This window comes from Dyadobacter sp. NIV53 (assembly GCF_019711195.1).
Lineage (GTDB): Bacteria > Bacteroidota > Bacteroidia > Cytophagales > Spirosomataceae > Dyadobacter.
The window spans coordinates 5188741-5212875 of the sequence record NZ_CP081299.1 but is presented as its reverse complement, the minus strand read 5'-3'; the positions used below and the strand labels follow the sequence as shown (position 1 = coordinate 5212875).

The window sequence follows — 24135 nt, the reverse complement described above, 5'->3', positions numbered from 1 at the left end:
GGAAAAGACTGGGATTTGATTTTCCCTGTTGAAGAATTGTATGCGGGTAAAATAAAAAGCTGATCTTTTTTATTTTTGATGGTTTATCTTTGCATCAACAAAAATATCCGTCAGCATGCTTACCAGAACCGTAAAAATCAGTAATGTCACCAATTTGTCAGATGCACGTTATTGTGCAGGCATGGGTGTGGAAATGCTTGGTTTTTCTATTGATGAAGACTCTCCGAATTATATTTCTCCAAAAAAATTCGATGATATATGTTCCTGGCTTGCAGGGGTTAATCTTGTTGCGGAAACAGCCCAAACTGATCCGGAAAATATTATCACAGCTCTAAGCCAATATGCTGTTCATTCCGTTCAGGTTGAATCTTCCGGTTTATTGAACTACCTGCACAGTGAACTGAATCTGCCACTAATTTTACGCGTAAGTGTTGACACGTACGAAGCAAATGAAATCAGTTCTATTCTAAGTCGATATGAAGGCGATGTTTCACATTTCTTATTGGAAAGTGATAACAACGCACAACTTTCAGACGAATGGATACAGGTTTTAGGAAGCCTTGCCAACGAATATCCAATACTTGTTGGATTTGGATTAGATGATGAGTATTCAGTAACTGCATTAACAAACCTTTTCCCATCAATTGGTATCGCATTAAGAGGAAGCGAAGAAATCCGTCCGGGTTACAAAGACTTCGGCAGTATGATGGACATTCTGGAAGCGCTGGAGGAACAGTGAAGTAAAGGGGAAGAAGGTTACACAGAGCGGCCGCCGCGCGGAACTATAGTGGTTGTAGAGAGCCACAGAGTTTTATTTCTATTTAATTATCTCTGTGGTTCTCTTCCTTACTCAGTGAACCTCTGTGTAACCTTCCTCCCCTTTCCCGGAAAATAACCATTTAACACGTCACGTTACCGATAATAAACTTCCGCGTTGCAGTATCTTGCATAACCCACTACCTTTGATTACAAATAAACGATAAACTTAATCATGGAAAAGAAATTGCACCGCATACCTGATCAGGCAGTATTTGGAGGAGTAGCTTCCGGAATTGCTCAGTATTTTCAAATAGATGTAGTAATTATCCGCGTGCTGTTCGTTGTAATGCTGTTTTTGCCTTTGCCTCCAAGTTTTGGCTGGACAGGTATTCTGTATATTATTTTGTGGGCAGTGCTTCCCACAGGATCTGCTGATAGCTCGGTGACAGGAAATAGCAGCGCTTCTACTTTTGACTCCTTCATGAACAAATCTTCTGATCCGGCAGATAAGAAAAAATCTGAACAGACGATCATGATATTGGGTGGTGCCCTGATATTTTTTGGTGCGATTATGCTGGTAGACCACCTGCCAATCTGGTACCAGATCAAGCATTATTTCTGGCCGATTGTATTGATCGGTATTGGTGCTTTCCTGATTCTTCGGCAGAGGGACAAATCAAATGAAAGCAACACGACGGTGTATCCTACCACACCACCTCCGGCAGAACCCTTAGACCCTGATCCGCAACCTTACACGCCATTTACACCAACAACATCGACAACACATTTCCCGGAAGACCCGCAAACGAAAAAACCGGACGATGAAGACGATGACCAGGTTATCAAAGTGAATTGATCTGTTTTAGCAATTTTAACAGTTTATAATTAACCATCTATAATTAAAAAAGTCATGAACTTTCGTAACATATTCTGGGGTGTAATCCTCATCATAACCGGTTCTCTTTTTTTAGTGGAAGAACTGACCGACTTCGATTTTGGGCGCTTTTTCTGGCCTATTATCATGATTGTTTCCGGTGGGCTTCTTTTGCTGAAAAATTTCCTGAAATCAGATATTTCCAACCATTCTAATATTTAAGAAAAAATGAAAAATTCAAGAGGTATTGTTTGGGGAGGGCTGCTTGTCATTCTGGGGACGTTCTGGCTTTTGCGCAATATGGATCTCATTAATGTGCAGTGGAACGAAATACTTCCATACTGGCCGGCTTTACTGATCTTAGCAGGTGCGGTGTTGCTGATAACGCGCCGTGACAGGGGAGTTTCGGGTGGTATTGTAGCTTTGCTGATTACACTGGCAGTTTTCGGTGGTATTGTAAACCGTACGGATAGGGCTTTTGATCGTCATAACAATGATTGGAATTTCAATTGGGATGATGATGATGACGACAATCATCACGATGACAATGATCGTGATGACGAAGGCAACAATGACAATGACGACGAGGATGAAGACGAGGATGACAATAAAGACGAGGATTATCACGAGGAACGTGGTTTCATGAATGGAAAAAAACCAGTAAACGGTTCATATAAATATGAAATGGAAGATTTTATCCAAAAAGCCAGTTTCAATCTGGAAGGAGGAGCGGGATCTTTTACTATGAAGGGCAATACAACCAAATTATTTGAAGCAAATACGCGCAGCAACCTGGTCGGTTTTTTGTCTAATACTTCTGTCAATAAACTTGATAATTCCGCAACAGTTAATTTGAAAATGGAAGATGGCAACGTCAAAATTAATAAAGGTGAGGTTTCTAATGAAGCTAAAATTCAGCTGAACGATAAACCTGTCTGGACTATCGACCTTGGAATTGGTGCGGGAAAAGGAGATTTTGATTTTAGTAATTATAAAGTCGAAAAGTTGAAAGTAAGTACCGGAGTAGCGGATATGTCCATTCGCTTGGGTGATAAACTAACCAATTCCAATGTAGATATTGAGGCAGGCGTGGCTTCAATTACACTTGAAATCCCAAATTCGGTAGGTTGCGAAATGCATATGGACGGTGCTTTTAATTCCAAAAGTTTTGACGGACTTGAAAAGATCAGCAATGGATTATATCGCTCTAACGGTTTTGATCAGTCAGCGAAAAAGATCATTATTAACTATGAAGGCGGTTTAACAAGCTTTAAAATAAGAAGATACTAATTTTTATAATTATCAGTTTAATACTGAATCTGAATTTTTCTTAACTCCTAAATGGTTTGATTATTTTTTACCATTTAGATGTTAAGTGACTTTCAGATTCATTTTTTTCGTTTATGCGTATTTATACATTATTTTTCATTTGTTTTCTATTGCTGATTTATAATCAGTCAACCTATTCACAGCAAGCAAAAAAGGTTAAACTACCATCCATTGAACAAAAAATGATTGATCAGGGATTAGTTGATATTCAGCAGATTGACCCGGATATTCTTGTACAGTTAAAATATTCGACCACCGATAATTTTATAGGAAAAGATGTTTATGGCGATCTGACACGCGCATATTTACAGCCTGACATGGCTAAAAAATTAGCACAAGCAAGTAACTTTTTACAACAAACAAAACCTGGTTATCAATTATTAGTTTACGATGCAGCCCGTCCTAATTCGGCCCAATATGACCTTTGGAAGGCGCTGGATATTTTAAAAATCCCGGAAGGCAGTAAAACCCAGTATGTGGCTGATCCCAAAATCGGCTCAAACCATAATTTTGGCTGCGCCATTGATTTAACCGTTGCAGATGAAAAAGGCAAGCCTTTGGATATGGGTACAAAGTTTGATTTTTTTGGTCCTCTCGCCTACCCTCGTTCTGAACAGGAAATGCTGCGCCTGGGCAAACTAACTACCAGACAAATTGCCAATAGAAAAATACTGAGACAAGTAATGGTCCAGGCCGGCTTTAAACAAAATACCACCGAGTGGTGGCACTTTGATGGAATGTCAAAAAAACAGGCACGGGCAAAATACGGAATGATCAGATAAAAAATTTATTGGCGTCTTAATGTACTGCCTCCGGACAAGTTCTGCTTAATGGCCGGATCGCCTTTATAACGGACACTGCTGGCTCCGCTTGCATCCACTTCCAGAAACTTTGAAGCCCAGACTTTGGCATCACTTGCTCCTGATAATTTCAAATCGGATTCTTCAACGGGCAGATCCAAGGCATCCAGCTGTGAAGCCCCCGAAAGTTCTCCATCCAGAAATTGGCCGTTTCCTGATAAATACAATTGCGATGCTCCCGAAAGATCAAAATCTATCGTTTTTGCAGAACCAATAAAATCACATTTAGAAGCACCTGAAAGCTCAATTTCCAATTTTGATAGATTGGAAAAACCTTCTATTTGTGAATCAATGGCACCTGAAAAATCCACTGCGGCCAGGGTAGGCATCGTAATATCAATATTCATTGGTTCACGGTTTCGCCAGGAATTTCGGTAACGTGCAACCAGCTTTTCTTCCTGAACGAAAATTTCAAGATCATCCAGATCATTCAACTCTCCGGTAGCAGAAACCGCATATGCAGCACCTTCCTGTACATTTACCTGGAAAGCATGTCCCATTTCCAGCTCATCGAAATTACGAAAATCATAAGTTCGTGTACTTTCTCCACGCGGCGGAATATCATCCCGGTCATTAACATAAATACAGGACTGAATTGTGGCAAGCGAAAAAAGACTAAAAATCAAAAACAACTTTTTCATGGCTAATAAGTTAAAATCAAAATCCAATAATCACTATCTGCCCAAGACAATCGCAGGCGGTTTTCCCCCTATAAGAATTTTATTTTTTTAAACGTAGGGGAATGACAAAAGCGGATTGTCATAGTGAAAAGCAAATTCAAACTTGGAAGCGACCGCTCTTCTATATCCGGAGTTACGAATCGACAGAGATTTCATATTTTTGACCAACAATCAAAAAAAGAAATCCTTGTACACTTCTGACCCGGAAATAGTGAGTGCTATCCGCAGGGGCGACGAAAACGCCTTTGAGCTGACATTCCGTAAATTTTATGGCCGGTTGTGTAATTATGCTTGCTCCCTGCTAAAAGATGAAGAGGAATCGGAAGAAGTAGTACAAACTGTTTTTTTAATAATCTGGGAAAAACGCGCTGATCTGGAAATCACACTTTCGCTAAAATCTTATTTATATCGTGCAGTTCATAATCACTGCCTGAATCGTTTTAAACATGCCGCCGTCCGGGAAGCACACCGGGAATACACCGAATACTTCATTCCGCAATCCAGTGAATCGGTAACAGAAGTCATTCATGCAAACGAGCTCGAAGAACGGATTGAAAAAGCAGTGAGCTCACTGCCGGAACAATGCCAGAAAGCATTCAGAATGAGCCGGTTTCAGGAATTAAAATACCAGGAAATAGCAGATCAGCTAGGAATTTCAATCAAAACTGTTGAAAATCAGATTGGCAAGGCATTAAAAATTCTAAGGATTGAGTTGGCTGATTATCTCCCGTCGATGCTTTTGCCGGTTTATTTTTTTATTGAACAGCTAACCAAACCGTAACCATGAATAATCATGAAAACATATCGGAAGAGCTGTTAGCACGTTATCTGGCCGAAACCACTACTGAAACTGAAAATATACAGGTGCAGTTCTGGCTTGCCGAATCGCCGGATCATGAACAGGAGCTTGAAGCATATCGTATTATCTGGAAACAATCAGGGATTTCTGAGCGGACAAATATTCATGTAGATACGGACGCAGCCTGGAAAAAGGTTAGGTCTAAAATGCACAACACTTATGTAAATATTCCTGAGGAATCCTTTTCAGATCATATCAAACCAATCAATTCCAGACAAAAAACAATTCAGCGAAAATTACCGGTTACAGTTTGGGCTGCAGCGGTTATTGCACTGCTGTTAATGGCTCTTGGATGGTTTTTAATAAGAACCGAATACAGCATTCCTCCGTCTTTACAGGTTGCAACAAAAAATAAAAACATTGAAAAGATTTTACCCGACGGCACAAAGGTATTTTTAAACTATAATTCGTCACTGACTTACCCTGAAAAATTCACCGGCGATCTGAGAACTGTCTCATTGAAAGGTGAAGCATTTTTCGATGTAAAACCCGATGCCGAACATCCGTTTGTCATTGATGCCAACGGAATTGAAATAAAGGTTTTGGGTACATCCTTTAATATAAAGGCTTATGAAAAAGAAGCGGTCCGCGTAGATGTGGCAACCGGAAAAGTCAGGATACACAATTCAGGTATGGAACTGAATTTGGTAAAAGGGCAAAGCGCCGAAGCTGATCCGGATACGATCAGACAAATTATCCCGGACATTAACATGATGGGATACCGCACGCAGGTTTTCAATTTTGATGCTACAAATTTAAAAGATGTAGTATCCTCTATCAGAAGTGGTTATCATATTGACCTTCGGTTGTCGAATACGAAATCAGAACAATGCCGTCTCACCATCCGCTTTGAAAAAGAGCCCGTTGATGCCACACTTTCTGTCATTGCTGAAACGCTTGATTTAAAAGTAAGAAAAGAAGGTGAGACCTATTGGCTTGATGGAAGCGGTTGCCCATAAAATTTCGTTTCCTATTCGAATGAATACATTTCGGCTTACAATTTATCTGACATTTTTTATTCTTTTTTCCAAAGATTGCTTTGGCCAGCAGTTATTGGAAAAAAGAATATCTATCAGCATTACCAATCAGCCGGTAGACCAGGTATTACAGAGAATCGGAAATCTTGGCGGTTTCAGTTTTTCTTACAGCCCTGATGCGATAGATGTAAAAGCAAAGGTATCAGTTCAGGCTACTAGCTTAACTATCAGGGAAATACTGAATGAGATTTTTAAAGGAAAAGTAGGTTATAAGGAGCGGCGGAAATATATCATTTTACAAAAAATTGCGATAAATCAGGAAGGTGAAGCACCTGAAAACTTTAATTTAAACGGTTATATCATTGATAAAATAACCGGTGAAAAATTAGCAAACGCCAGTATTTACGAATCTGTGACGCTGGCCTCAACGATCAGTAATCAATATGGATATTACAGGATACGGCTTCCGACTGCCCCTGCTTCTCTCCGCCTGGAAATCAGAAAAGAGGATTACATTGCCCGTTCCATTCCGGTTTCGAAACGTAAAGACGCTTATTTACCAATTACCCTGAATCCGGATACTTTAAAACCAATATCGAGATTATCTCCCAGAACATCCCGATTTGCAGATTCGTTACATCAAAAAGTAGAAATCCCGCAATTTACAGCGCCTGCTACAGCTTTAACCGTTGCTGACACCACGCATGAAGTAATAGCAGCAAGGCGAAATGATAAACTGAAAAAGACTTATCAAAAAGTACAAAGCGAACTGGTAACTGCTTTTGCGTCTGCTAAACAGGCGATCAATACCAGAAATATTCCGGATACGCTGCACCGTCATTTTCAGGCTTCATTATTACCATTTCTGGGAACAAATCATGAGCTGAGCGGAAATATTGTAAATGATATTTCTGTGAATTTAATAGCAGGTTATTCTTTGGGAGTCAACATGCTGGAAATCGGGGCAATTCTGAATGTCGTCCGCAGTAATGTTACCGGCTTCCAGCTTGCAGGCATCAGCAATATTGTGGGAAATGACGTTACTGGTTTTCAATATGCCAATGTCCTGAACATTACCCTGGGGAATTTTGTAGGTTTTCAGGGGTCAAATGTGATTAATTATACAGGGAAAAATTTCAGGGGTTTTCAGGTTTCCTCAGTTGGAAATGTTGTAGTCGGCGCTTTAAATGGTTATCAGCTTTCGGCAGTTTATAATTATGCCAATACGGTGAGAAGCGGCCACCAGATCGGCGTTGTCAATTATACCGATTCTACGGCCACTGTTCCCTTTGGATTATTCAGCTATGTGCGCAGCAACGGTTACAGACGATATGAATTCGCTTCCAATGAATTTAATTATTTCAATTTCTCATTTAAAACAGGTGTCAGTAGATTTTACAATATATTCTCATTGGGATTCAATGCATTAACAGCGAATAAACCCCTGGGTACAATTGGTTATGGATTTGGAACAGCGCAAAAATTGGGAAAAACCTGGATGTTGGACGCAGATGTAACGGCGAATGCGGTTATTCTCAAACGGCAAAGTATTGATAATATTCCGGCCGGTTTATTTCGTTTTTCTTTAAATATTGAAAAGAAATTCGGTAACAGATTTGCATTATTTGCAGGCCCGTCCATTAATCTTTTAACAGGAGATTATACCGGATTAATCAATACCGAACGTACAGGTTTCCTGAAACCTATTTGGATCAACACCAAACCAAACAGCTGGATAGGTTTCCAAGCCGGTATCAGGTTGTAAGTCAGTCGTAGGTTACACGGAGAACCACTGAGAAAAAGGAAAGAGAGCCACAGAGATTTTTAATAATTCTCCGTGGCTCTCTGCATAACCTACCCTTCTCACATCAGAAACCAATCCTCTTCCTCCCGCCCTGCACGGGATTACCACGGACATACTCTTTCAATTCCTCCAATTCCTTCACAAAACCTCCTGACAAAATTGGAAAACGGCACCAGGAACGCGGATCGAGATTGAGATCGTCTAGATGAAATGAAGGTGCGTAACGCTCACGTTTCCATTGATTACGGCTCCATAATTTAAAAAATCTTTCGGTCCAGGCGTGTATCTGTTCACCGGTATATATTCCCGGATAACGAACGACCAGATTACGATAAGCATCAACAGGCGATTTTTTATCACGAATAGCAAGCTTTTCCAATGCATCCAGAAAATCATAAGGCATCAGATCATCTTCATCAGTCTGGTTTCTATCCTTGGGACGAAGTTCTGCGGTCGGCTGCAGGCTGTTCACTTTTTTAAGTCCTTCAATTTTGATATGTTTTCCTTTTACTTCACAACCAACTGTTTCCAGCCAGCGAAGCCACTGGCGCAAATAATGCTTGTCTATTCCCGCCAGCGGACTGATACTTCCGGCTGTATCGCCATCCATCGTTGCATAACCTACTGCTACTTCGGAACGGTTGGAAGTTGCCAGAAGCAAATGATTGGATAAATTGGTAAGCAACCACACACCCGGAGCACGAACCCGCGCCTGTATATTTTGCAAAGCTATGTCATCATGCTGCCAGTTCAGTTGCCTTCCAATCTGGTCTTCAATAAGCCCCACATATGTTTCGACCAAACCATCGATATTGATATTATAAAAAGTAGATCCAATAGAATGTGCCAGTGAACGGGCTGATTCTAAGGTAGCATCCGAGCTGTTTTCTGTTCCCTGGTAAATATTATGGATCAGAGCGAGTGCAATGTCCTCTTCTGTTTTCGCAGATTGAATAGCCTCAATGTAAGATAATTTTTGTTTTAAGCGCTTCATTCCGATACTTTCATCGGCCAATCGGATCATCAATCCGCAAAGTGCCGTACAGGCACACGAATCCGCACCGCCTGAAAGTGAGATAGTAAAACCGTTTGAGCGGCTTTTACGCAGATAATCAAAAAGTCCGAGACATACGGCCCTCGCAAATTCTTCTTCTTTCAGAGCCCCGCCTTTTTCAAATGCTTCCAGTTCCGCGACCTGAGGCAATACCGGCTCTATCGACGGAAAATCAAACCTGCCAGGAACGCGCCAGGTTTTATCTTTGAAAGGAACAGCAATTTTGTTCTGTATCTGGGCTAATCTTGTGTAATCTGTATCAATAACAGCTGCGGTAATCAAAAAATCCTCGTAGCTGAAACGTGTGCTTGTTACCAGCATATCACCGTTCGAAGCGATCATCGCATCCCCGTCATAAAGTGCCCTGCCTGCTTCATTTCCCAACAAATTGGTATAAATGTAACTGCATGAAAATGACCGTGAGCCATCCACTACCAGGCGTTCCCTTGTCATAAATTTATTAAAGGCAAAATGGCTTGCACTTGGATTTAATATAATATCAACCCCACGTTCATAATGACGCCTGCCCGGACGATTGGAAACCCATGCATCTTCACAAATCTCAAAAGCAATACGAACGCCCTGCGACCCGCCCTGTAACGGGCTATCAGATAAATCAAAAATGATGTCCCCTATCGGATAATTGATCTGGTTAATTTCGATGCTTTCTACCATTCCCGGCTGCCAGGGGCGAAACCAGCGTGCTTCGTAATGGATTCCGTTATTGGCCAGATTTTGTTTGCAGCAAAAACCCAGGATCTGTTTATTGGCAATCAGGCAGGCTGCATTATATAAACTGTTGTTGTGGCGAACCGGCATACCGACAGCCACAACGATCCCGGCCGTTTCCTGTACAATTTCAAGTAAACATTTTTGAGCCTGTTCTGTCATATCGGGAGCAAAGAAATAATCCTCACAGCCATATCCTGAAATACACAATTCAGGCAAACAAAGCAGGCTTACCTGTTGTTTTTTTGCTTCATCTATTGCCTGAATAATATGTTTTGTATTGGTCTCCCAAGCCATTGGTGTCTGGTTTACAACTCCGGAAGCTACTTTTATTTGTGGCATATGAATTAATAATCAGTTTAGTAAGCGTAATTTCCTTTCGGGACAAACGAATCGGATAGCAACTTAACAAAAAATATCTTTAACAATTTCAAAAACATAACAACTGTTATTCCTCATTCCCATGCCTCTGTTGTTTTTTTTCTATTTTTGCCAAACATAAATTTAACCAGTCCAATACTCTTGCAATTTCCCTCATTCATTGCCAAACGAATACGTCATAATGAAGCAGGTTCTTTTTCTGCAACCGTTTCGCGCATAGGCATTGCCAGTATTGCAATCGGCGTTTCTGTAGGGATCATTGCATTTGCCGTATTACTGGGTTTCAAGCAAACCATCCAGCAGAAAATATTTCTTTTTGGCGCACATATCAACATCAGCGCTTTTGCTTTGGGCAATACTTATGAAGAAGGCCCGCTTTCAATTAATAATCCTGTCGCCAATGCCCTTCCGAAAATGCCGGAAATAAGCCGCTGGCAAAAGGTAGCACACAAATCAGGTATATTAAAAACACTGGATGAAATAAAGGGAGTTGTTTTAAAAGGCGTTGGCAAGGATTATGACTGGAAATCTTTCAAAAAAATCTGATTGACGGCCGCCTGATTGGTTACAAAGATTCCTCTTCAATTAAATATGGTTATTCTTCCGAGATAATGATCAGCCGGAAAATCGCTTCACAGTTACGGTTAAAATCAGGCGACAATGTGATCATGTATTCGCTTCAAAATCCTCCGAGACCAAGAAAACTGACTGTTGCCGGAATTTATGACACGCAAATGGAGGAATTTGATAACACATTGATTATCGGTGACATTGCGTTAGTACAACGGCTCAATGGCTGGGGTGCTGATTCAGTAGGGACTTATGAAATCTATCTGAAAAATTTTGAAAAGCTGGACGATGTGTCCAACAGGTTAAGAAAATTATTACCCCCCGCTGTTTATCTTCAGAAAGTGACCAATAGTTTTCCGCAAATATTTGACTGGCTTATTATGCTGGACCGTAATACAGCCGTTTTTTTGGGTCTAATCCTTTTTGTAGCTTGTTTTAATATGATCTCAATTTTATTGGTGATGATCATGGAAAGAACGCCTTTAATAGGGCTGTTGAAAACATTAGGCAGCCCAAACAGACAAATCAGAATGGTTTTTTTCAGGGTTGGGCTTCATATGGTGAGACAGGGATTGCTGATTGGAAACCTTGTCGGGTTACTATTCTGCTGGCTTCAATTTCAGTTTAAACTTATTCCCCTCGATCCTGTAAATTATTATATGGATACCGTTCCTATTGTATTCGACTGGACAATATTTGCAATGGTAAATCTGGTTACCGTTATTGTTTCGGCATTAATATTACTGATTCCGACATTGATCATTATACGGATCCAGCCGATAAAGGCGCTTTTGTTTAAAAAGTAATTATTTCATCAGCCTGCTCAGCAATCTGAAATCCGTAGAAAAATCAATTGGTTCAGAAAACTTTATGAGATCCGATTTTATGGCCAAAGGATTAATAATAACGTTTCTTTCCAAAGGTATAATGGCGGAAGGTACAGTGAATGCAATGATTGACAGATCTTTCAAAATCTGCTCTCCAATCCATTGTGAGTAAGAAATATCATCAGCCCAATTGGTTTTTAAGAGCTTTTCATCGGTATTGAAAATCAGGCCATCTATATCAGGAACTTCAATTTTTATCAGCGCAATCCGTTCCATATTTTCTCTGGACTGGGCATGAACATATTTTTCTAAGAGCGCCAGAGAAATATGTTCGCTAGTATAAATACAGGGTAATCCCTGTGGATTCCAGCGCCCGCCAAACAACCGCGCTCCCGTACCCAGCTTATCACTAATATATTCCTTCGCAGCCAGCCGGTATACGATCATATATAAACGCCGTGTTCCATCCGCCCAAGTTCATTACCGATTAATTTCACACCCCAGAAAGATTGCAGAGTTGAAAAATCAAGAACTTTCCCTAATACATTTTTAGGCTTTCTTAGCCATTCTTCTAGATTTTTCGCATTGGAAAACACGATAAGGCCTAAGTCTGACATATTATCCAGCTGATATAAATGCTCTGCAAATAATCCTTCAAACGGTTTATTTTCTTTCAGGTACCGCTGTAAAGTACGATCGCTTATGTGCAGGATATCTGCCCATTCCAATTGTGTGAACAGGAGCTTTTGAGATAACTTTTGAAAACTTTCGATTGTAAACGTATCTGATTTTTCCTGGGTCAGATACAGGACTTCGGGTTCCGAAACTATGGCCAGCGCTTTGCCTTTTGCCGGCATTTCATATTGTATGACTTTCATAAAATCAGTATTTTGTCATACAAGTATACGACTTTTTTCGTGAAAGTAAAAAAGGTAATCAAAATTCTACCAGACTTTGATTTTTTGTAACAATTCTGCTCCTTTTAGTAACGTATCGTCATTCTTTGCAAAACAAAAACGTAAAACTTTGTGGTCTACAACTTTATCATAAAACGCTGAAACTGGTATAGAAGCTACACCGGCTTTCCGCGTGAGTCTTTCTGCCAGGATCAAATCATCTTCATCGGACAGATTACTATAATCAACGTTTTGGAAGAAAGTGCCCTCCGAAGGTTTTATGATAAAACCAATATCAGTAATTGCATTCAGAAACAAATCTCTTTTTTGCTGATAAAAAGCAGATAAAGCTAAATAATGATCCGGCTCGGATAGGTATTCGGCAATGGCAAACTGGAATGGCGTTACCACACTAAAAACCAGAAACTGGTGAATTTTACGAAATTCTGTGGTTAAATCTTTCGGAGCCAGACAGTAGCCAATTTTCCAGCCAGTGGTATGGAATGTTTTCCCGAATGACCCGCAAACGAATGTCCTTTCGGCCAATGCAGGAATAGAAGAAGCAGAAATATGGACGCGGTCATCAAAAATGATATGTTCGTATACCTCGTCACTGATTACCAGCAAATCATGTTTTACAGCGAGTTCAGTTAGTTTTTGCAGATCGGATAATGTCCATACTTTCCCGGTTGGATTATGGGGAGTATTGATAATGATCGCTTTTGTTTTGTCCGTGATTTTAGAACTGACGCTTTCCCAATTAATAGATTCATATTGCGGATCTAATGTTACAAATACAGGAATACCACCGTTCATCTCGATAGCCGGAACGTAACTGTCATAAGCAGGTTCAAAAATAATTACCTCGTCACCAACATGCACCACAGCGCTGATCGCAACATAGAGCGCTTCGGTTGCCCCGCTTGTGATTGTTATTTCCGATTCAGGATGATAGTCTGCGTTGGTTGCCAGATACGTTTTTCGGGAAATTGCTTCTCTCAATGCCATCACACCAGCCATTGGCGCATATTGATTTTTTCCCTGTCTGATGTATTTATCAACCAGCTTTTGCAATTCAGTTGAACAATCAAATTCAGGAAAACCCTGGGCCAGGTTAATGGCTTTATATTCTTCTGCCAGTTTCGACATTCTTGTAAAAATCGTAGTTCCAACATTTGGAAGTTTTGACCGGATTGCTGTCCTGGTTAATGACATATAACTATTGACGATATTGATTAATAAATGTTTTTAACAAAAAAATCCCGCATCTCTTACCTGATTGTATCAAATATACTTGATAGTACTCAGCATGATGCGGGATAATTATATTTTATGGCTATCGGCACTCGGCTTTCAGATTAATGCAGAAAATCAAATTCAGAATGACTACCGAATTCCTTTGTCGGGGCGGTCCTGCCGATTGCCGAAAGCCTAGGCGGCCCCGCCGACGGCCGATTGCCAGGATCACTTTCTATTTTTCCATTCGTAAACTTCCTTTAAAATCGTCTTCGCGTTTGGAGAATTATCAAAATTTTCATCTACAAAAGTATAAGAAACTCTCCTGTCCTTTCCAATCACAAATAACGATGGTGTGAATACTTCCTCCGAAATACCAGCAATTCTGTCCCAGATTGGCGAAGTTTCAGAATAAACGCCATAAGAACGCGCTACATTACGATCTGTATCGTGATAAACATTCAAATCAGTATCGAGCTTCTTCAACATACGCTCAATTTGCTTGGAAGATTCGTTGGCAAGAACCAAAAGCTGTCCGCCAAGTGCTTCTATCTGCGGCGCAATTTCCTGTAAAAATGCCAGATGTTTTGGCGCGTATCTTCCCCAGCAAGTACAATAGAAACTCAATACCAAAGGTTTGTCCCTTAATAATTCAATCAATGATCTTGAATCATTGGATACAGAAAAGCCTGTAAGAGAGGTTACAGGGAAACCTTCTTCTGATTTGAGATAAAACAAAGGAGCAAAATCGCCAGGTTTTAATTCCTGTACAGCCTCGTCCGACTCTTTCTCTTTAAGTTGAATGGTAGAAATATTTCCTACTTCATCTTCGATTTCGTAATACATATTTGCCAGGGTTGTATTGATTCTGTCACAAATATATTATTAATCTATTTATCCTACAAGTTTAATAGACTTATAATTAAAATATTTAATGTGAAATAATTTTATGGTTATGCAATTACTATTTATATATGACTATAACCTGTACAAATACTAATTTGTACAGGATTGAATTATTTTCAATAACACAAATAGTATAAATCCGCCTCCCATGCCTCTCATTCTCAGTCAGTCATTTATTGTTATCCGTTATGAATCGATTTCTGCGTTATTTCTTTCTGTTTATTTTTAGTACAACTTCACTTATTTCCTACTCACAAACTGTTCAATGGCAGGAAATACACCCGGGAATCTGGAAAGCAATTGTTGGAAAACCCGATAATTATAATCTGCTTAAAGCAGCTGACACGCAACCATCCGCCGCATTAAAAACGCTGAATAAGGCTGAATTTCCGTTAGATAAAGCTAAAATTTCAGTTCAGGTTAAAAATGGAAAAACATATTTGCGGTTTCCTCTGGTTAAAAATGAGCAACTTTTTGGCTTTGGTTTAAATTTCAAAACAATACACCAGCGTGGCCGGATATTACAATTACACGCCGATCATTATGGAAATACGGATAATGGCCGTACACATGCTCCTGTTCCTTTTTATGTATCGTCATTAGGTTATGGCGTTTTTGTAAATTCTGCAAAATATATTGATGTATATGCAGGTTCAAATGTGCGGAAAGACAGCAAAACACCACCAAATATTCAGGATAGAAATACAGACGATTCGTGGGATGCACATCCCTATTCAGACGCTGTGGAAATGCTTGTCCCTGCTCAAGGCATTGAATTATATGTGTTTGCAGGCCCGAAACCTGTAAATGTGATTCAGCGGTTTAATTTATTGAGTGGTGGCGGCTGTTTGCCCCCGCGCTGGGGACTGGGCTTTACACAAAGAGTTAACCGGCTATATACTTCCGAACAGGTTAAACAGGAAGCAGCTGCATTTGAAGAAAAAGGTTATCCTCTGGATTTTATAGGGCTGGAACCCGGCTGGCAAAGTAAATCCTATCCATGCACCTTTGAATGGGATAAAACCCGTTTCCCCGATCCTGCCACATTTGTAAAAGAAATGGATGCCGTCGGCGTAAAGATCAATCTCTGGACCAATCCATACGTATCTCCGGACGCTGCCATTTATAATAAGATCAAACCTTTCACCGGCTCACATACTGTCTGGAATGGTATTGTGCCAGATTTGTCGATGCCCCAGGCAAGTAAAATACTTTTTGACCAGTTTGAAAAAGAACATGTCAAAATTGGAGTCAGTGGGTATAAAATAGATGAAGTGGATGGTTATGATTCCTATGTATGGCCTGATGTTGCAACCTTTCCTTCCGGCCATACTTCCGAACAGATACGCCAGACTTATGGATTACTTGTGCAGAAACAAAGTTTTGAAATGTTCCGGAGAAATAACCGCCGGACTTATGGGCTGGTACGCGGTTCCAATGCCGGTGGATCATCATTTCCTTATGTAATTTACAACGACAATTACAGTCATGAGGATTTCATTACTGCGCTCATTAACAGCGGATATGCCGGCGTACTCTGGACTCCGGAAGTGAGGGCTTCCAAATCAGGGGAAGAATGGCTCCGGCGATTTCAAACCGTTTGCTTCTCCCCCATGGCGATGATCAATGCATGGTCGAGCAGTACGCAGCCGTGGACATTTCCGGAAGTGGCGCCACAGATAAAAGCCTTGGCAACATTACGCATGCAAATGATGCCATACTGGTACAGCGAATTTGCAAAATACCATTACGAGGGAACACCCCCTTTCCGCGGAATGAGTCTGGAAGAAGGATTTGTTTCGGATCTGAAAACCGAAAAAACGGTTCAGAACCTGGAAGAAAACCCTTATGAGGAAGCCATTATGAATGAAGTAAAAGACCAGTATATGGCTGGGGAATATTTACTGGTTGCACCATTATTTGCAGGACAAACTTCAAGAAAAGTAATACTTCCAAAAGGAAAATGGTATGATTTCTATACGGGCCAACTCGCTGGTAATGGGGAAGTAATCACAGTTTCATCAGATATGGGCCAGATTCCTGTTTATGTAAAAGACGGTGGAATAATCCCTATGATGCCACCATTGCTACATGCACCAAAAGCTGGTGAAAAAGTCAATCTGGAAATCAGGCATTATGGAGAGAAGAATGGAAATTATAAACTCTATGATGATGACGGAGAAACATTTGCCTACGAAAAAGGTATTTTCTCATGGAGGGAAATCAAGGTGGAACGCCAGCAAAACGGAGAACTGAAAGGAAGTATTTCAGAACCTGAGAATGGAAAACCCAATACAGTTGGAACGGTAACCTGGCAATTTATGACAAAATAAATCATCCTTCGTTCAAATTTTTGAAATCCGCAACAATGTGCTTTGCCGATGTCGTATTTTCAATTAAATCACTGGTAATGAACTCAGGATATATTTTAATCTGATGTAAATTTTGAAGAGAATGCCAGTGAAATGTTAATTCTGATCCCTTCTCAGTTGCAACAAAGTCCAGTTCATTTTGCAAATCTAAAATTTCCATTTTATAATAAAATCCGATTTCGTGATGGCGGATTCCGTTATACTCAAAGAAATTTTCAACTACCCAAAGTAAATCTCCAACCACTACTTCCATCCCTGTTTCTTCGGACATTTCACGCAAAAGCGTTTGTGCCGTTACTTCAAACATGTCTGATCTGCCTCCCGGCAAACTCCAAAAATTATCAGAAGGTGTTTTATGTAAAAGCAATTTGCCGTTTTGAATGGCAACACCAGCCACTCTGAAATTAAATAAACCATCAGCAAGAGAAAAACTGATTGTTGCAGGACCATTCATAAATTAATCAGAAAAACGTTAAGCATGAATCTTCCCAGCCGATGATTCACGGATTACCAAAGAAGTTTTAAATGACCGGGTTTCAAATGAACTTGTTTTTTGGGGATGTTCGATCAGGCTGATCAGGAGTTCTACGGCCTGCTGCCCCATTTCCATAGCTGGCTGCACTACGGCAGTTAATGGCGGATTCAGTAGTTCGGCAACACCAATATTTGTAAAACCAACGATTGCGATTTCGTCCGGAATTTTAATATTATTTTTTAGCAAAACAGCCAGACAACCGGTTGTGAGCCTGTCGCTTGCGGGAAAAATAGCATCCGGAGGCTCGGCCATATCCAGCAATTCCTGTACGGCAACCTCATTTTCAGACGCCAGTTTTCCTCCGTGATGACAATATTTCACGTATGATTCATCAAACGGGATCGAATAATCTTCCAATGCTTTTTTGTAACCAGCTAATCTCTCAGTCGTTATGGAAAGATAAACAGGACTTGTTAAGTGGGCAATTCTCCTTCTTCCTGTTTTGATCAAATGCTCCGTTGCTTCATAACTGCCTGCAAAATTATCGGCCACTACTTTATGTGTTTCAATCGTATTGGGTACGCGGTCGAAGAAAACGATGGGTAATCCTTTTTCCATCAGCTCTTCGAAGTGATGCAAATTGGTGGTCAGGCTGGAAAGTGAAATCAGCAATCCGTCGACTTTTCTGGAAACCAGATAATTGGTATTAGCCACCTCCCGCTCATAAGACTCATGGCTTTGGAAAATAACTACGTGATAGCCAAGATTATATGCTATGGATTCTATACCGTTGATAAGCTGGGAAAAGAAATTATTTGCAATTTCAGGAATGACTACTCCAATGGATTTGCTCTTACAGTCCCTCAAACTCAGTGCAATCGGATTAGGACGGTAATTCATCCTTTCCGCATATTCCATCACCAGTTTTTTGGTTTCTGTATTAATCTCATAACTATTCCGCAAAGCACGGGAAACCGTGGAAGTCGAAAGATTAAGAGCCCGTGCAATATCCTTTATAGTGATCGTTTCCAAAGAAAACTTGGTTTATTCCAACTTAATATTCAATTCAAAATACTTGCGGCAACATTTAGTGAATGTACTAAATTAAGGAGCAATTCGGAAATGAAGGAATTTCCCCGAATGATTTACTCTTCCGGCAACGTTCCCGACAACGATTGCACAAAAAAAGACAATTCATTATTTGATATTTCTAATAATTCGGCCTAAACTCGTTGATACAAAGGTTAAATTCTTTTCAGTTTTAAGAATATAGTACCTCAAAAAAAGCTAATTTCTAACCCCACTGAATGGCCACTCATTTATTCGACTTATCGGGAAAAACCGCACTCGTAACCGGTTGCAACCGTGGCATAGGCAAAGCCATGGCAGAAGCGCTGGCGGAAGCAGGTGCAGATATCATAGGCATTTCCTCCTCCTTACCTTCCACAGACAGCGAAATCCAAAAATCCATCACGGGATTGGGTAGGAAATTTTATCCGTATCAGGTAGATTTGGGCGATCGCGCCAAGCTTTACACATTCATTGACCAGGTTAAAAAAGATCATCCGCAAATAGATATCCTGGTGAACAATGCAGGAATTATTCTGCGTCAGCCTGCGGCAGAACATTCCGATGAATACTGGGACCAGGTTTTAAATATCAATCTGGATGCACCGTTTATTTTGTCACGGGAACTGGGCAAAGAAATGGTGGCAAGAGGTTACGGTAAAATCATATTCACGGCTTCTTTGCTTACTTTTCAGGGTGGAATTAATGTACCCGGATATACGGCCTCCAAAAGCGCGATTGGCGGTTTGGTAAAAGCACTGGCAAATGAATGGGCGGGTAAAGGCATCAATGTCAATGCCATAGCTCCGGGCTATATCAATACGGATAATACAGAAGCGCTAAGAAATGACCCGGTAAGAAGTAAGTCTATTCTGGACAGGATACCCGCCGGAAGATGGGGAATGCCGGAAGATTTTAAAGGCCCCGTTTTGTTCCTGGCTTCGGATGCTGCAAACTATGTCAACGGAATTACGCTGACAGTTGACGGCGGATGGATGGGGCGGTAAAGGTAGTTTAAAGTTCAGAGTAAAGAGTTTAAGGTTTAAAGAGGCTAGCTGCATGACTAAGAGCAGTTGCCGCTAAGTTTAGGATTTAAAATAATAGAAGGTTGTTGTGTGAAAAGCTGAATCCGGTTTACCGAAAGCTGATTGCCGACAGCCGATAGCTAAAAAATTATGGAAATCAGATTTGAGAGCAGCCGTAAAGAAGTGTCACAAATGGATACTGCGAGTTTACGTGAGAATTTTTTAATTGAAAATATATTCGGCCATAACAAAATCTCATGGGTTTATTCTCATTATGACCGGGTGATGATCGGGAGTGCTGTGCCTGCCAATGCGCCGCTGGAACTCAAAACCTACGATTCGCTGAAAGCAAATTATTTTCTTGAACGGAGGGAAATCGGGATCATCAATATTGGTGGTGACGGAAAAGTAACAGCCGACGGAGTCGATTTTGAATTGAGCAAAATGAGTTGTTTGTATATTGGAAAAGGAACAAAGGAAGTGACTTTCATCAGCCATAACGCAACTGATCCGGCTTCATTTTATTTGCTCTCTTCACCGGCGCACCAGACTTATCCTACCACATTATTTACCAAGGAAGATGCAACGCCGGTAACGATTGGCAGTATGGAAACGTCCAATCACCGCACTATTTACAAGTATATTCACATGGACGGCATTCAGAGTTGCCAGCTCGTAATGGGACTGACGGTATTAAAAACAGGAAGCGTATGGAATACTATGCCTTCGCACGTACACGACCGCCGCATGGAAGCTTACTGTTATTTCGACGTTCCTGAAAACCAACGGGTATTGCATTTAATGGGCGAACCATCCGAAACGCGCCATTTATGGATAGCCGACCGCCAGGCAATCATTTCTCCACCCTGGTCCATCCACTCCGGCTGCGGAACTTCTAATTACTCATTTATATGGGGAATGGCAGGAGAAAATAAGGATTATACAGATATGGACGCTGTGGCGATTGGGGATTTGAGGTAGTTGGGGTTTTTTGATATTTTTTGGAGCCGGATGAGTTTTTGGGACTTGTTCGGCTTTTTTAGTTTAATGGTTTGATTGGAATTTTCAATATCGAATAGATCAATTCGTCAATGCGAATAATTTTAGGTATTTAATCGATTAATTTGAGATGTAAGTTTCGTATATTTCCTAGATGCATGTCAGTTGCTTTTCGCCTAAACTTTTAATATTAGTTTTTAGCTGAAGGCGAAAGCAAAAAACACCCGGCATGCAACATTCGGTTTGGCACAAGTGTGGCGGAAGAATGAAACATCGCCTTTTGTTATGAATTTAGCAGCGGCTCCGGCAGAAGAACAGAGCCAAATATAAGTTTCTTATCATCAACAATTTCTTATCACCGGCCTGCGGTTACGAGCAGACATTTTTCAATGCCACACCTTACGCCAAGCCGCCAGCGTTAGGTACAAATTAACGACACAACAAAATTGACTCACATGAAAATAAATAAAATACTTCTTTTACTACTCTTTCCTTTGATGGCAGAGGTTTTAGTTGCGTGTTGCGACTGCACAGACCCTTTAATCGGACACTATACTAACAAGACAATTGTAGTTAACAACATTGACAATAGTGGCAGTGAACCAATGACAACGACTGCAAATTCGGTTCCTAAAGAAGCATATGGAATTAGGACACAATTGAACCGAGAAGAGACTGCTTGTTTAAACCCTTTCAAATATTTATTTATTCAAACAGCCTATGCGACAAGTTGCGGCTGCCCACCTCCTAACCAATTATTAGCAAGAGACAGCGTGATAGCTATTCAAATTTTTACGTTAAATGACTTTGATGTAAATCATCCTGCAAATTCGGATATATCAGACTACTTTAAAATATTTAAAGGTTCTTCCTTTAGTACTATTGCTAATTTTATAAAAATGTACAATACTGTTTTGTATAGCAAAAGTGAATTAGAGCTATCATTTGATGCTCTACTTATGATACCGCCTAATCTAAACCAAAACAATTACTTTAAAATTAAAATTATTTTGTCTGATGGTCGGACTCTTGAAGGAACTACAACCTCAATTGATTTAATTTAATGCGAAATATTTTCATCATATTTTTGCTTTTTGGCTTTTTTTCGGACAAGGCATATTGCCAAGATTCATTGAATTATAAATCGAAATGGCAGATAAGACCTAGCTATGGAGTAAATATTCCAATCACCAAATTATTGGACGGAGGTATTCCAGACAATATGTTTAAGTATGGCGATAATTCAACATATTGGCAAGTTTTATCAATTTCATATTTTTTTCACAAACACTGGGGTTTAGAGTTTAACTTCCAGGGAATGACAGCTGGTAATATTTCTAAAAGAGCAGACAATTTTTTAAACGCTATGAAATCAGATTACGAGGACAATTATTATGTAACGTCTTCTACTAGTGCAAGCTATGATGATTTCAATCCGTTTAGCGGTAATTTTGAACGGGGTTTTATAGGTTTAATTTATAGGTATGAAAAAAAGAGATTTTTTATTTATCCAAATTTATCAATTGGAGTAAGTTCATTTTACACCGATTGGGGAAACGCAATTTTGAAACAGAAAAACTCAAATAATTTAATAGAAGTTACATATGACTCAGGCAAACAACCCAACGACCATTTTATTTTGGCAACATCCACAGCATTTGGTTACAAATTATCAAAGAGGTTATTTCTAAATATAGACTTTATGACTTCATATTACAAAACAGACATTACATTTATAAAGAAAATGACAGACTTAAATACAAACATTTCAACAAGCGAAAACATTAGATACAACAAAGACATATTTACTTTAAGTATTGGAGGAGGACTTATATTTGTGATAAGATAAACAGCGCCTAACAATACATTTGCAATAGGTGGTGTTTCGTGCTCCTCAGAAAGTTTTGCCTTTTAAGTAAGTTCCATTCTCCGCATCAACATTCGTGGTAAATAGTCCGCCCTTCGCAAATCCGCAAAACGTTAGTGGTAATTTTATGACTGACACCAAAAAATAAAGACCTAAAATGTCGATGAAACTTAGCCTGACAGATGTTATCGTTGATTACCGAGCCTTCAATACCTGAATTGTACATACTTTTGTAGTTCGACCAATCGAAAACTATTCAAATATGACATTTGACGTAAAAGAAAGCATTTCAAAAGAAGGATTCGCAATTGTAGAACAGATCTTTTCCGGATCAGAAGTGGATAAAATCATTTCAACCATTTCAGGTTCGGACACCAATAAATCTACTTTTCGTAAAACGGAAGATCTGTTTGCGATCAGGCAATTTTTAAAAGAGATTCCGGATTCAGTGAAGCAAATTTTCAGTGATAAGTTTATTCAAATTTTAGAAGATAATTTCGGGAAGGATTTCTTTGTTGTAAAGTCCATATATTTTGACAAACCGGGAGAATCAAACTGGTTTGTTCCTTATCATCAGGATCTGACCATTTCGGTTGATAAGAAAATAAATTTACCCGGCTTTGGCCCCTGGACAACGAAACAAAATCAATTCGCGGTTCAGCCTCCCCTGGAAATTCTGGAAGACAACTTTACAGCCCGCATTCACCTTGATGATACAAATGAAGAAAACGGAGCGTTAAAAATAATTCCTAAATCACATTTAAAAGGTGTTTACAGGGCAGAAACAATCGACTGGAATGTTGAAAACGAAATAAGCTGCAATGTTGGGAAAGGCGGAGTAATGTTTATGAAACCATTGCTGCTTCATGCGTCGAGCCGAACCACAAATTACATGAAACGAAGGGTAATACACATCGAGTTTAGTAGACGCACACTTCCTGAAAACCTGAATTGGTCTGAATACCTTTGGGTCAACATGAAACAATTCAACTTATAAACTTAACTTAATCCGAGCATTCCGACTTAAATTCATAAAATTATCTGGACGTCTAAACTATGCTAAACAAAACCAGCTCACTTTGGAAAGAATTACTTTGGTTATGTATTTCCTTAGGAATAACCCTTCTCCTGACCGCTGCAATCATTTCAAACAATACCATTGAGATTCAACTTTACGACACCTATTTCGTCTTACCTGTCTGGCTTTTCTTTATCCCACTTTTTTCGTTGCTAACATTCTTGGGATACTTCATCAGCGAAATGCCGAAATCCTTTAACCGTGCACTTCCGAACTGGTTGATTGTTGTTTCAGGTGCAGTACTCATTTTAGCATTGAGATATTTAGTCAGGAACTTGGACCAGTTATCACATGCCGGAAAAAGTGGATGGGTTTTATATCCCCCGATGTCAGCGCTAAAAGATTCCGAACTTCCCTGGACAAAAAAACCGGACCTCGGCCTGATCATAAACTTCCTCACCGGACTATAGGTCATTTTCGTGGCTATGGTTTTATATGTAACTTATCGTTGGGGTGCCATAAAACGGAATAGTTAGAATACGCAAACTTCCTCTTCAACGTAAAATCCTA

At 40.0% G+C, this 24135-nt stretch carries 25 protein-coding genes; 16 read left to right on the top strand and 9 right to left on the bottom strand.

The window, feature by feature from the left end:
• Positions 1-115 precede the first annotated feature (115 nt).
• The 5 genes from KZC02_RS21560 (at position 116) to KZC02_RS21540 (ending at position 3744) form a co-directional block, all read left to right on the top strand.
• On the top strand, positions 116-739 hold the full coding sequence (locus KZC02_RS21560; RefSeq protein WP_221390586.1) for a hypothetical protein: 624 nt from the start codon (positions 116-118) through the stop codon (positions 737-739).
• A 252-nt stretch (positions 740-991) separates the two neighbouring features.
• Positions 992-1615: a PspC domain-containing protein gene (locus KZC02_RS21555; protein WP_221390585.1), complete on the top strand. Its 624-nt coding sequence runs from the start codon at positions 992-994 to the stop codon at positions 1613-1615.
• 54 nt (positions 1616-1669) lie between these two features.
• Positions 1670-1855, top strand: coding sequence for a LiaI-LiaF-like domain-containing protein (locus KZC02_RS21550; protein ID WP_221390584.1), 186 nt, complete (start codon positions 1670-1672; stop codon positions 1853-1855).
• A gap of 6 nt (positions 1856-1861) precedes the next feature.
• On the top strand, positions 1862-2923 hold the full coding sequence (locus KZC02_RS21545) for a LiaF transmembrane domain-containing protein (protein WP_221390583.1): 1062 nt from the start codon (positions 1862-1864) through the stop codon (positions 2921-2923).
• Between the two features lie 113 nt (positions 2924-3036).
• A complete protein-coding gene (locus tag KZC02_RS21540) occupies positions 3037-3744 on the top strand; it encodes a M15 family metallopeptidase (protein ID WP_229253717.1) in 708 nt (235 codons plus the stop codon).
• A gap of 5 nt (positions 3745-3749) precedes the next feature.
• Here the strand turns inward: KZC02_RS21540 and KZC02_RS21535 are convergent, their stop codons facing one another.
• Complete coding sequence (locus tag KZC02_RS21535) at positions 3750-4463, bottom strand: head GIN domain-containing protein (protein ID WP_221390582.1); 714 nt, start codon at positions 4461-4463, stop codon at positions 3750-3752.
• Positions 4464-4662: 199 nt separating this feature from the next.
• Here KZC02_RS21535 and KZC02_RS21530 point away from each other — a divergent pair, with 199 nt between their 5' ends.
• From KZC02_RS21530 to KZC02_RS21520, 3 genes are read left to right on the top strand one after another with little or no spacing between them, the layout of a single operon-like run.
• Positions 4663-5283, top strand: coding sequence for an RNA polymerase sigma-70 factor (locus tag KZC02_RS21530; protein ID WP_221395135.1), 621 nt, complete (start codon positions 4663-4665; stop codon positions 5281-5283).
• Positions 5284-5285: 2 nt separating this feature from the next.
• A complete protein-coding gene (locus tag KZC02_RS21525; protein WP_221390581.1) occupies positions 5286-6320 on the top strand; it encodes a FecR family protein in 1035 nt (344 codons plus the stop codon).
• A gap of 19 nt (positions 6321-6339) precedes the next feature.
• On the top strand, positions 6340-8103 hold the full coding sequence (locus KZC02_RS21520; protein WP_229253716.1) for an STN and carboxypeptidase regulatory-like domain-containing protein: 1764 nt from the start codon (positions 6340-6342) through the stop codon (positions 8101-8103).
• Positions 8104-8206: 103 nt separating this feature from the next.
• Here KZC02_RS21520 and nadE read toward each other — a convergent pair whose 3' ends face one another.
• Positions 8207-10267 carry an NAD(+) synthase gene (gene nadE / locus KZC02_RS21515; protein WP_221390580.1) on the bottom strand — a complete coding sequence of 687 codons (2061 nt, stop codon included), beginning with the start codon at positions 10265-10267 and terminating at the stop codon, positions 8207-8209.
• Between the two features lie 180 nt (positions 10268-10447).
• On the opposite strand from nadE, the gene KZC02_RS33025 reads away from it, so the two are divergent.
• Together KZC02_RS33025 and KZC02_RS33020 are read left to right on the top strand one after the other, a co-directional pair.
• Positions 10448-10852 carry a hypothetical protein gene (locus tag KZC02_RS33025; RefSeq protein WP_310590337.1) on the top strand — a complete coding sequence of 135 codons (405 nt, stop codon included), beginning with the start codon at positions 10448-10450 and terminating at the stop codon, positions 10850-10852.
• 65 nt (positions 10853-10917) lie between these two features.
• Entirely contained in the window at positions 10918-11682 is a 765-nt protein-coding gene (locus KZC02_RS33020) for an FtsX-like permease family protein (RefSeq protein ID WP_310590336.1), read from the top strand.
• Here KZC02_RS33020 and KZC02_RS21505 read toward each other — a convergent pair whose 3' ends face one another.
• The 4 genes from KZC02_RS21505 to KZC02_RS21490 form a co-directional block, all read right to left on the bottom strand.
• Positions 11683-12150, bottom strand: a complete 468-nt coding sequence (locus KZC02_RS21505) for an RES family NAD+ phosphorylase (RefSeq protein WP_221390579.1) — start codon at positions 12148-12150, stop codon at positions 11683-11685.
• Positions 12147-12581 (bottom strand): hypothetical protein, encoded by a 435-nt coding sequence (locus tag KZC02_RS21500; protein ID WP_221390578.1) that lies wholly within the window; start codon positions 12579-12581, stop codon positions 12147-12149. Before KZC02_RS21500 ends, KZC02_RS21505 begins: the two co-directional genes overlap by 4 nt.
• Before the next feature lie 66 nt (positions 12582-12647).
• Positions 12648-13814, bottom strand: a complete 1167-nt coding sequence (locus KZC02_RS21495; protein WP_221390577.1) for a methionine aminotransferase — start codon at positions 13812-13814, stop codon at positions 12648-12650.
• Positions 13815-14063: 249 nt separating this feature from the next.
• The gene (locus KZC02_RS21490; protein ID WP_221390576.1) at positions 14064-14681 is read right to left on the bottom strand and encodes a peroxiredoxin; all 618 of its coding nucleotides are present in this window, start codon (positions 14679-14681) and stop codon (positions 14064-14066) included.
• A gap of 248 nt (positions 14682-14929) precedes the next feature.
• Here KZC02_RS21490 and KZC02_RS21485 point away from each other — a divergent pair, with 248 nt between their 5' ends.
• The gene (locus KZC02_RS21485) at positions 14930-17074 is read left to right on the top strand and encodes a TIM-barrel domain-containing protein (protein WP_221390575.1); all 2145 of its coding nucleotides are present in this window, start codon (positions 14930-14932) and stop codon (positions 17072-17074) included.
• A gap of 1 nt (position 17075) precedes the next feature.
• Here KZC02_RS21485 and KZC02_RS21480 read toward each other — a convergent pair whose 3' ends face one another.
• Together KZC02_RS21480 and KZC02_RS21475 are read right to left on the bottom strand one after the other, a co-directional pair.
• Entirely contained in the window at positions 17076-17567 is a 492-nt protein-coding gene (locus KZC02_RS21480; protein WP_221390574.1) for an NUDIX hydrolase, read from the bottom strand.
• A gap of 18 nt (positions 17568-17585) precedes the next feature.
• Complete coding sequence (locus tag KZC02_RS21475; protein ID WP_221390573.1) at positions 17586-18620, bottom strand: LacI family DNA-binding transcriptional regulator; 1035 nt, start codon at positions 18618-18620, stop codon at positions 17586-17588.
• Between the two features lie 275 nt (positions 18621-18895).
• On the opposite strand from KZC02_RS21475, the gene kduD reads away from it, so the two are divergent.
• From kduD to KZC02_RS21450, 5 genes are all read left to right on the top strand, one after another.
• Positions 18896-19663, top strand: a complete 768-nt coding sequence (gene kduD / locus KZC02_RS21470; RefSeq protein ID WP_221390572.1) for a 2-dehydro-3-deoxy-D-gluconate 5-dehydrogenase KduD — start codon at positions 18896-18898, stop codon at positions 19661-19663.
• Between the two features lie 168 nt (positions 19664-19831).
• The gene (gene kduI / locus KZC02_RS21465) at positions 19832-20662 is read left to right on the top strand and encodes a 5-dehydro-4-deoxy-D-glucuronate isomerase (protein ID WP_221390571.1); all 831 of its coding nucleotides are present in this window, start codon (positions 19832-19834) and stop codon (positions 20660-20662) included.
• A gap of 473 nt (positions 20663-21135) precedes the next feature.
• On the top strand, positions 21136-21744 hold the full coding sequence (locus KZC02_RS21460) for a DUF5034 domain-containing protein (protein WP_221390570.1): 609 nt from the start codon (positions 21136-21138) through the stop codon (positions 21742-21744).
• On the top strand, positions 21744-22529 hold the full coding sequence (locus tag KZC02_RS21455) for a hypothetical protein (protein WP_221390569.1): 786 nt from the start codon (positions 21744-21746) through the stop codon (positions 22527-22529). The genes KZC02_RS21460 and KZC02_RS21455 overlap by 1 nt, the downstream gene beginning before the upstream one ends.
• A 280-nt stretch (positions 22530-22809) precedes the next feature.
• Positions 22810-23544: a phytanoyl-CoA dioxygenase family protein gene (locus KZC02_RS21450; protein ID WP_221390568.1), complete on the top strand. Its 735-nt coding sequence runs from the start codon at positions 22810-22812 to the stop codon at positions 23542-23544.
• 184 nt (positions 23545-23728) lie between these two features.
• Here the strand turns inward: KZC02_RS21450 and KZC02_RS21445 are convergent, their stop codons facing one another.
• Positions 23729-24040 (bottom strand): hypothetical protein, encoded by a 312-nt coding sequence (locus tag KZC02_RS21445; protein WP_221390567.1) that lies wholly within the window; start codon positions 24038-24040, stop codon positions 23729-23731.
• Positions 24041-24135: the final 95 nt, after the last annotated feature.

What these genes read in the sequence shown, in the direction of transcription:
- KZC02_RS21560 (WP_221390586.1), top strand. Translation starts at nt 116, where the DNA reads ATGCTTACCAGAACCGTAAAAATCAGTAATGTCACCAATTTGTCAGAT.
- KZC02_RS21555 (WP_221390585.1), top strand. Translation starts at nt 992, where the DNA reads ATGGAAAAGAAATTGCACCGCATACCTGATCAGGCAGTATTTGGAGGA.
- KZC02_RS21550 (WP_221390584.1), top strand. Translation starts at nt 1,670, where the DNA reads ATGAACTTTCGTAACATATTCTGGGGTGTAATCCTCATCATAACCGGT.
- KZC02_RS21545 (WP_221390583.1), top strand. Translation starts at nt 1,862, where the DNA reads ATGAAAAATTCAAGAGGTATTGTTTGGGGAGGGCTGCTTGTCATTCTG.
- KZC02_RS21540 (WP_229253717.1), top strand. Translation starts at nt 3,037, where the DNA reads ATGCGTATTTATACATTATTTTTCATTTGTTTTCTATTGCTGATTTAT.
- KZC02_RS21535 (WP_221390582.1), bottom strand. Translation starts at nt 4,463, where the DNA reads ATGAAAAAGTTGTTTTTGATTTTTAGTCTTTTTTCGCTTGCCACAATT.
- KZC02_RS21525 (WP_221390581.1), top strand. Translation starts at nt 5,286, where the DNA reads ATGAATAATCATGAAAACATATCGGAAGAGCTGTTAGCACGTTATCTG.
- KZC02_RS21520 (WP_229253716.1), top strand. Translation starts at nt 6,340, where the DNA reads ATGAATACATTTCGGCTTACAATTTATCTGACATTTTTTATTCTTTTT.
- nadE (WP_221390580.1), bottom strand. Translation starts at nt 10,267, where the DNA reads ATGCCACAAATAAAAGTAGCTTCCGGAGTTGTAAACCAGACACCAATG.
- KZC02_RS33020 (WP_310590336.1), top strand. Translation starts at nt 10,918, where the DNA reads ATGATCAGCCGGAAAATCGCTTCACAGTTACGGTTAAAATCAGGCGAC.
- KZC02_RS21505 (WP_221390579.1), bottom strand. Translation starts at nt 12,150, where the DNA reads ATGATCGTATACCGGCTGGCTGCGAAGGAATATATTAGTGATAAGCTG.
- KZC02_RS21500 (WP_221390578.1), bottom strand. Translation starts at nt 12,581, where the DNA reads ATGAAAGTCATACAATATGAAATGCCGGCAAAAGGCAAAGCGCTGGCC.
- KZC02_RS21495 (WP_221390577.1), bottom strand. Translation starts at nt 13,814, where the DNA reads ATGTCATTAACCAGGACAGCAATCCGGTCAAAACTTCCAAATGTTGGA.
- KZC02_RS21490 (WP_221390576.1), bottom strand. Translation starts at nt 14,681, where the DNA reads ATGTATTACGAAATCGAAGATGAAGTAGGAAATATTTCTACCATTCAA.
- KZC02_RS21485 (WP_221390575.1), top strand. Translation starts at nt 14,930, where the DNA reads ATGAATCGATTTCTGCGTTATTTCTTTCTGTTTATTTTTAGTACAACT.
- KZC02_RS21480 (WP_221390574.1), bottom strand. Translation starts at nt 17,567, where the DNA reads ATGAATGGTCCTGCAACAATCAGTTTTTCTCTTGCTGATGGTTTATTT.
- kduD (WP_221390572.1), top strand. Translation starts at nt 18,896, where the DNA reads ATGGCCACTCATTTATTCGACTTATCGGGAAAAACCGCACTCGTAACC.
- kduI (WP_221390571.1), top strand. Translation starts at nt 19,832, where the DNA reads ATGGAAATCAGATTTGAGAGCAGCCGTAAAGAAGTGTCACAAATGGAT.
- KZC02_RS21460 (WP_221390570.1), top strand. Translation starts at nt 21,136, where the DNA reads ATGAAAATAAATAAAATACTTCTTTTACTACTCTTTCCTTTGATGGCA.
- KZC02_RS21455 (WP_221390569.1), top strand. Translation starts at nt 21,744, where the DNA reads ATGCGAAATATTTTCATCATATTTTTGCTTTTTGGCTTTTTTTCGGAC.
- KZC02_RS21450 (WP_221390568.1), top strand. Translation starts at nt 22,810, where the DNA reads ATGACATTTGACGTAAAAGAAAGCATTTCAAAAGAAGGATTCGCAATT.
- KZC02_RS21445 (WP_221390567.1), bottom strand. Translation starts at nt 24,040, where the DNA reads ATGACCTATAGTCCGGTGAGGAAGTTTATGATCAGGCCGAGGTCCGGT.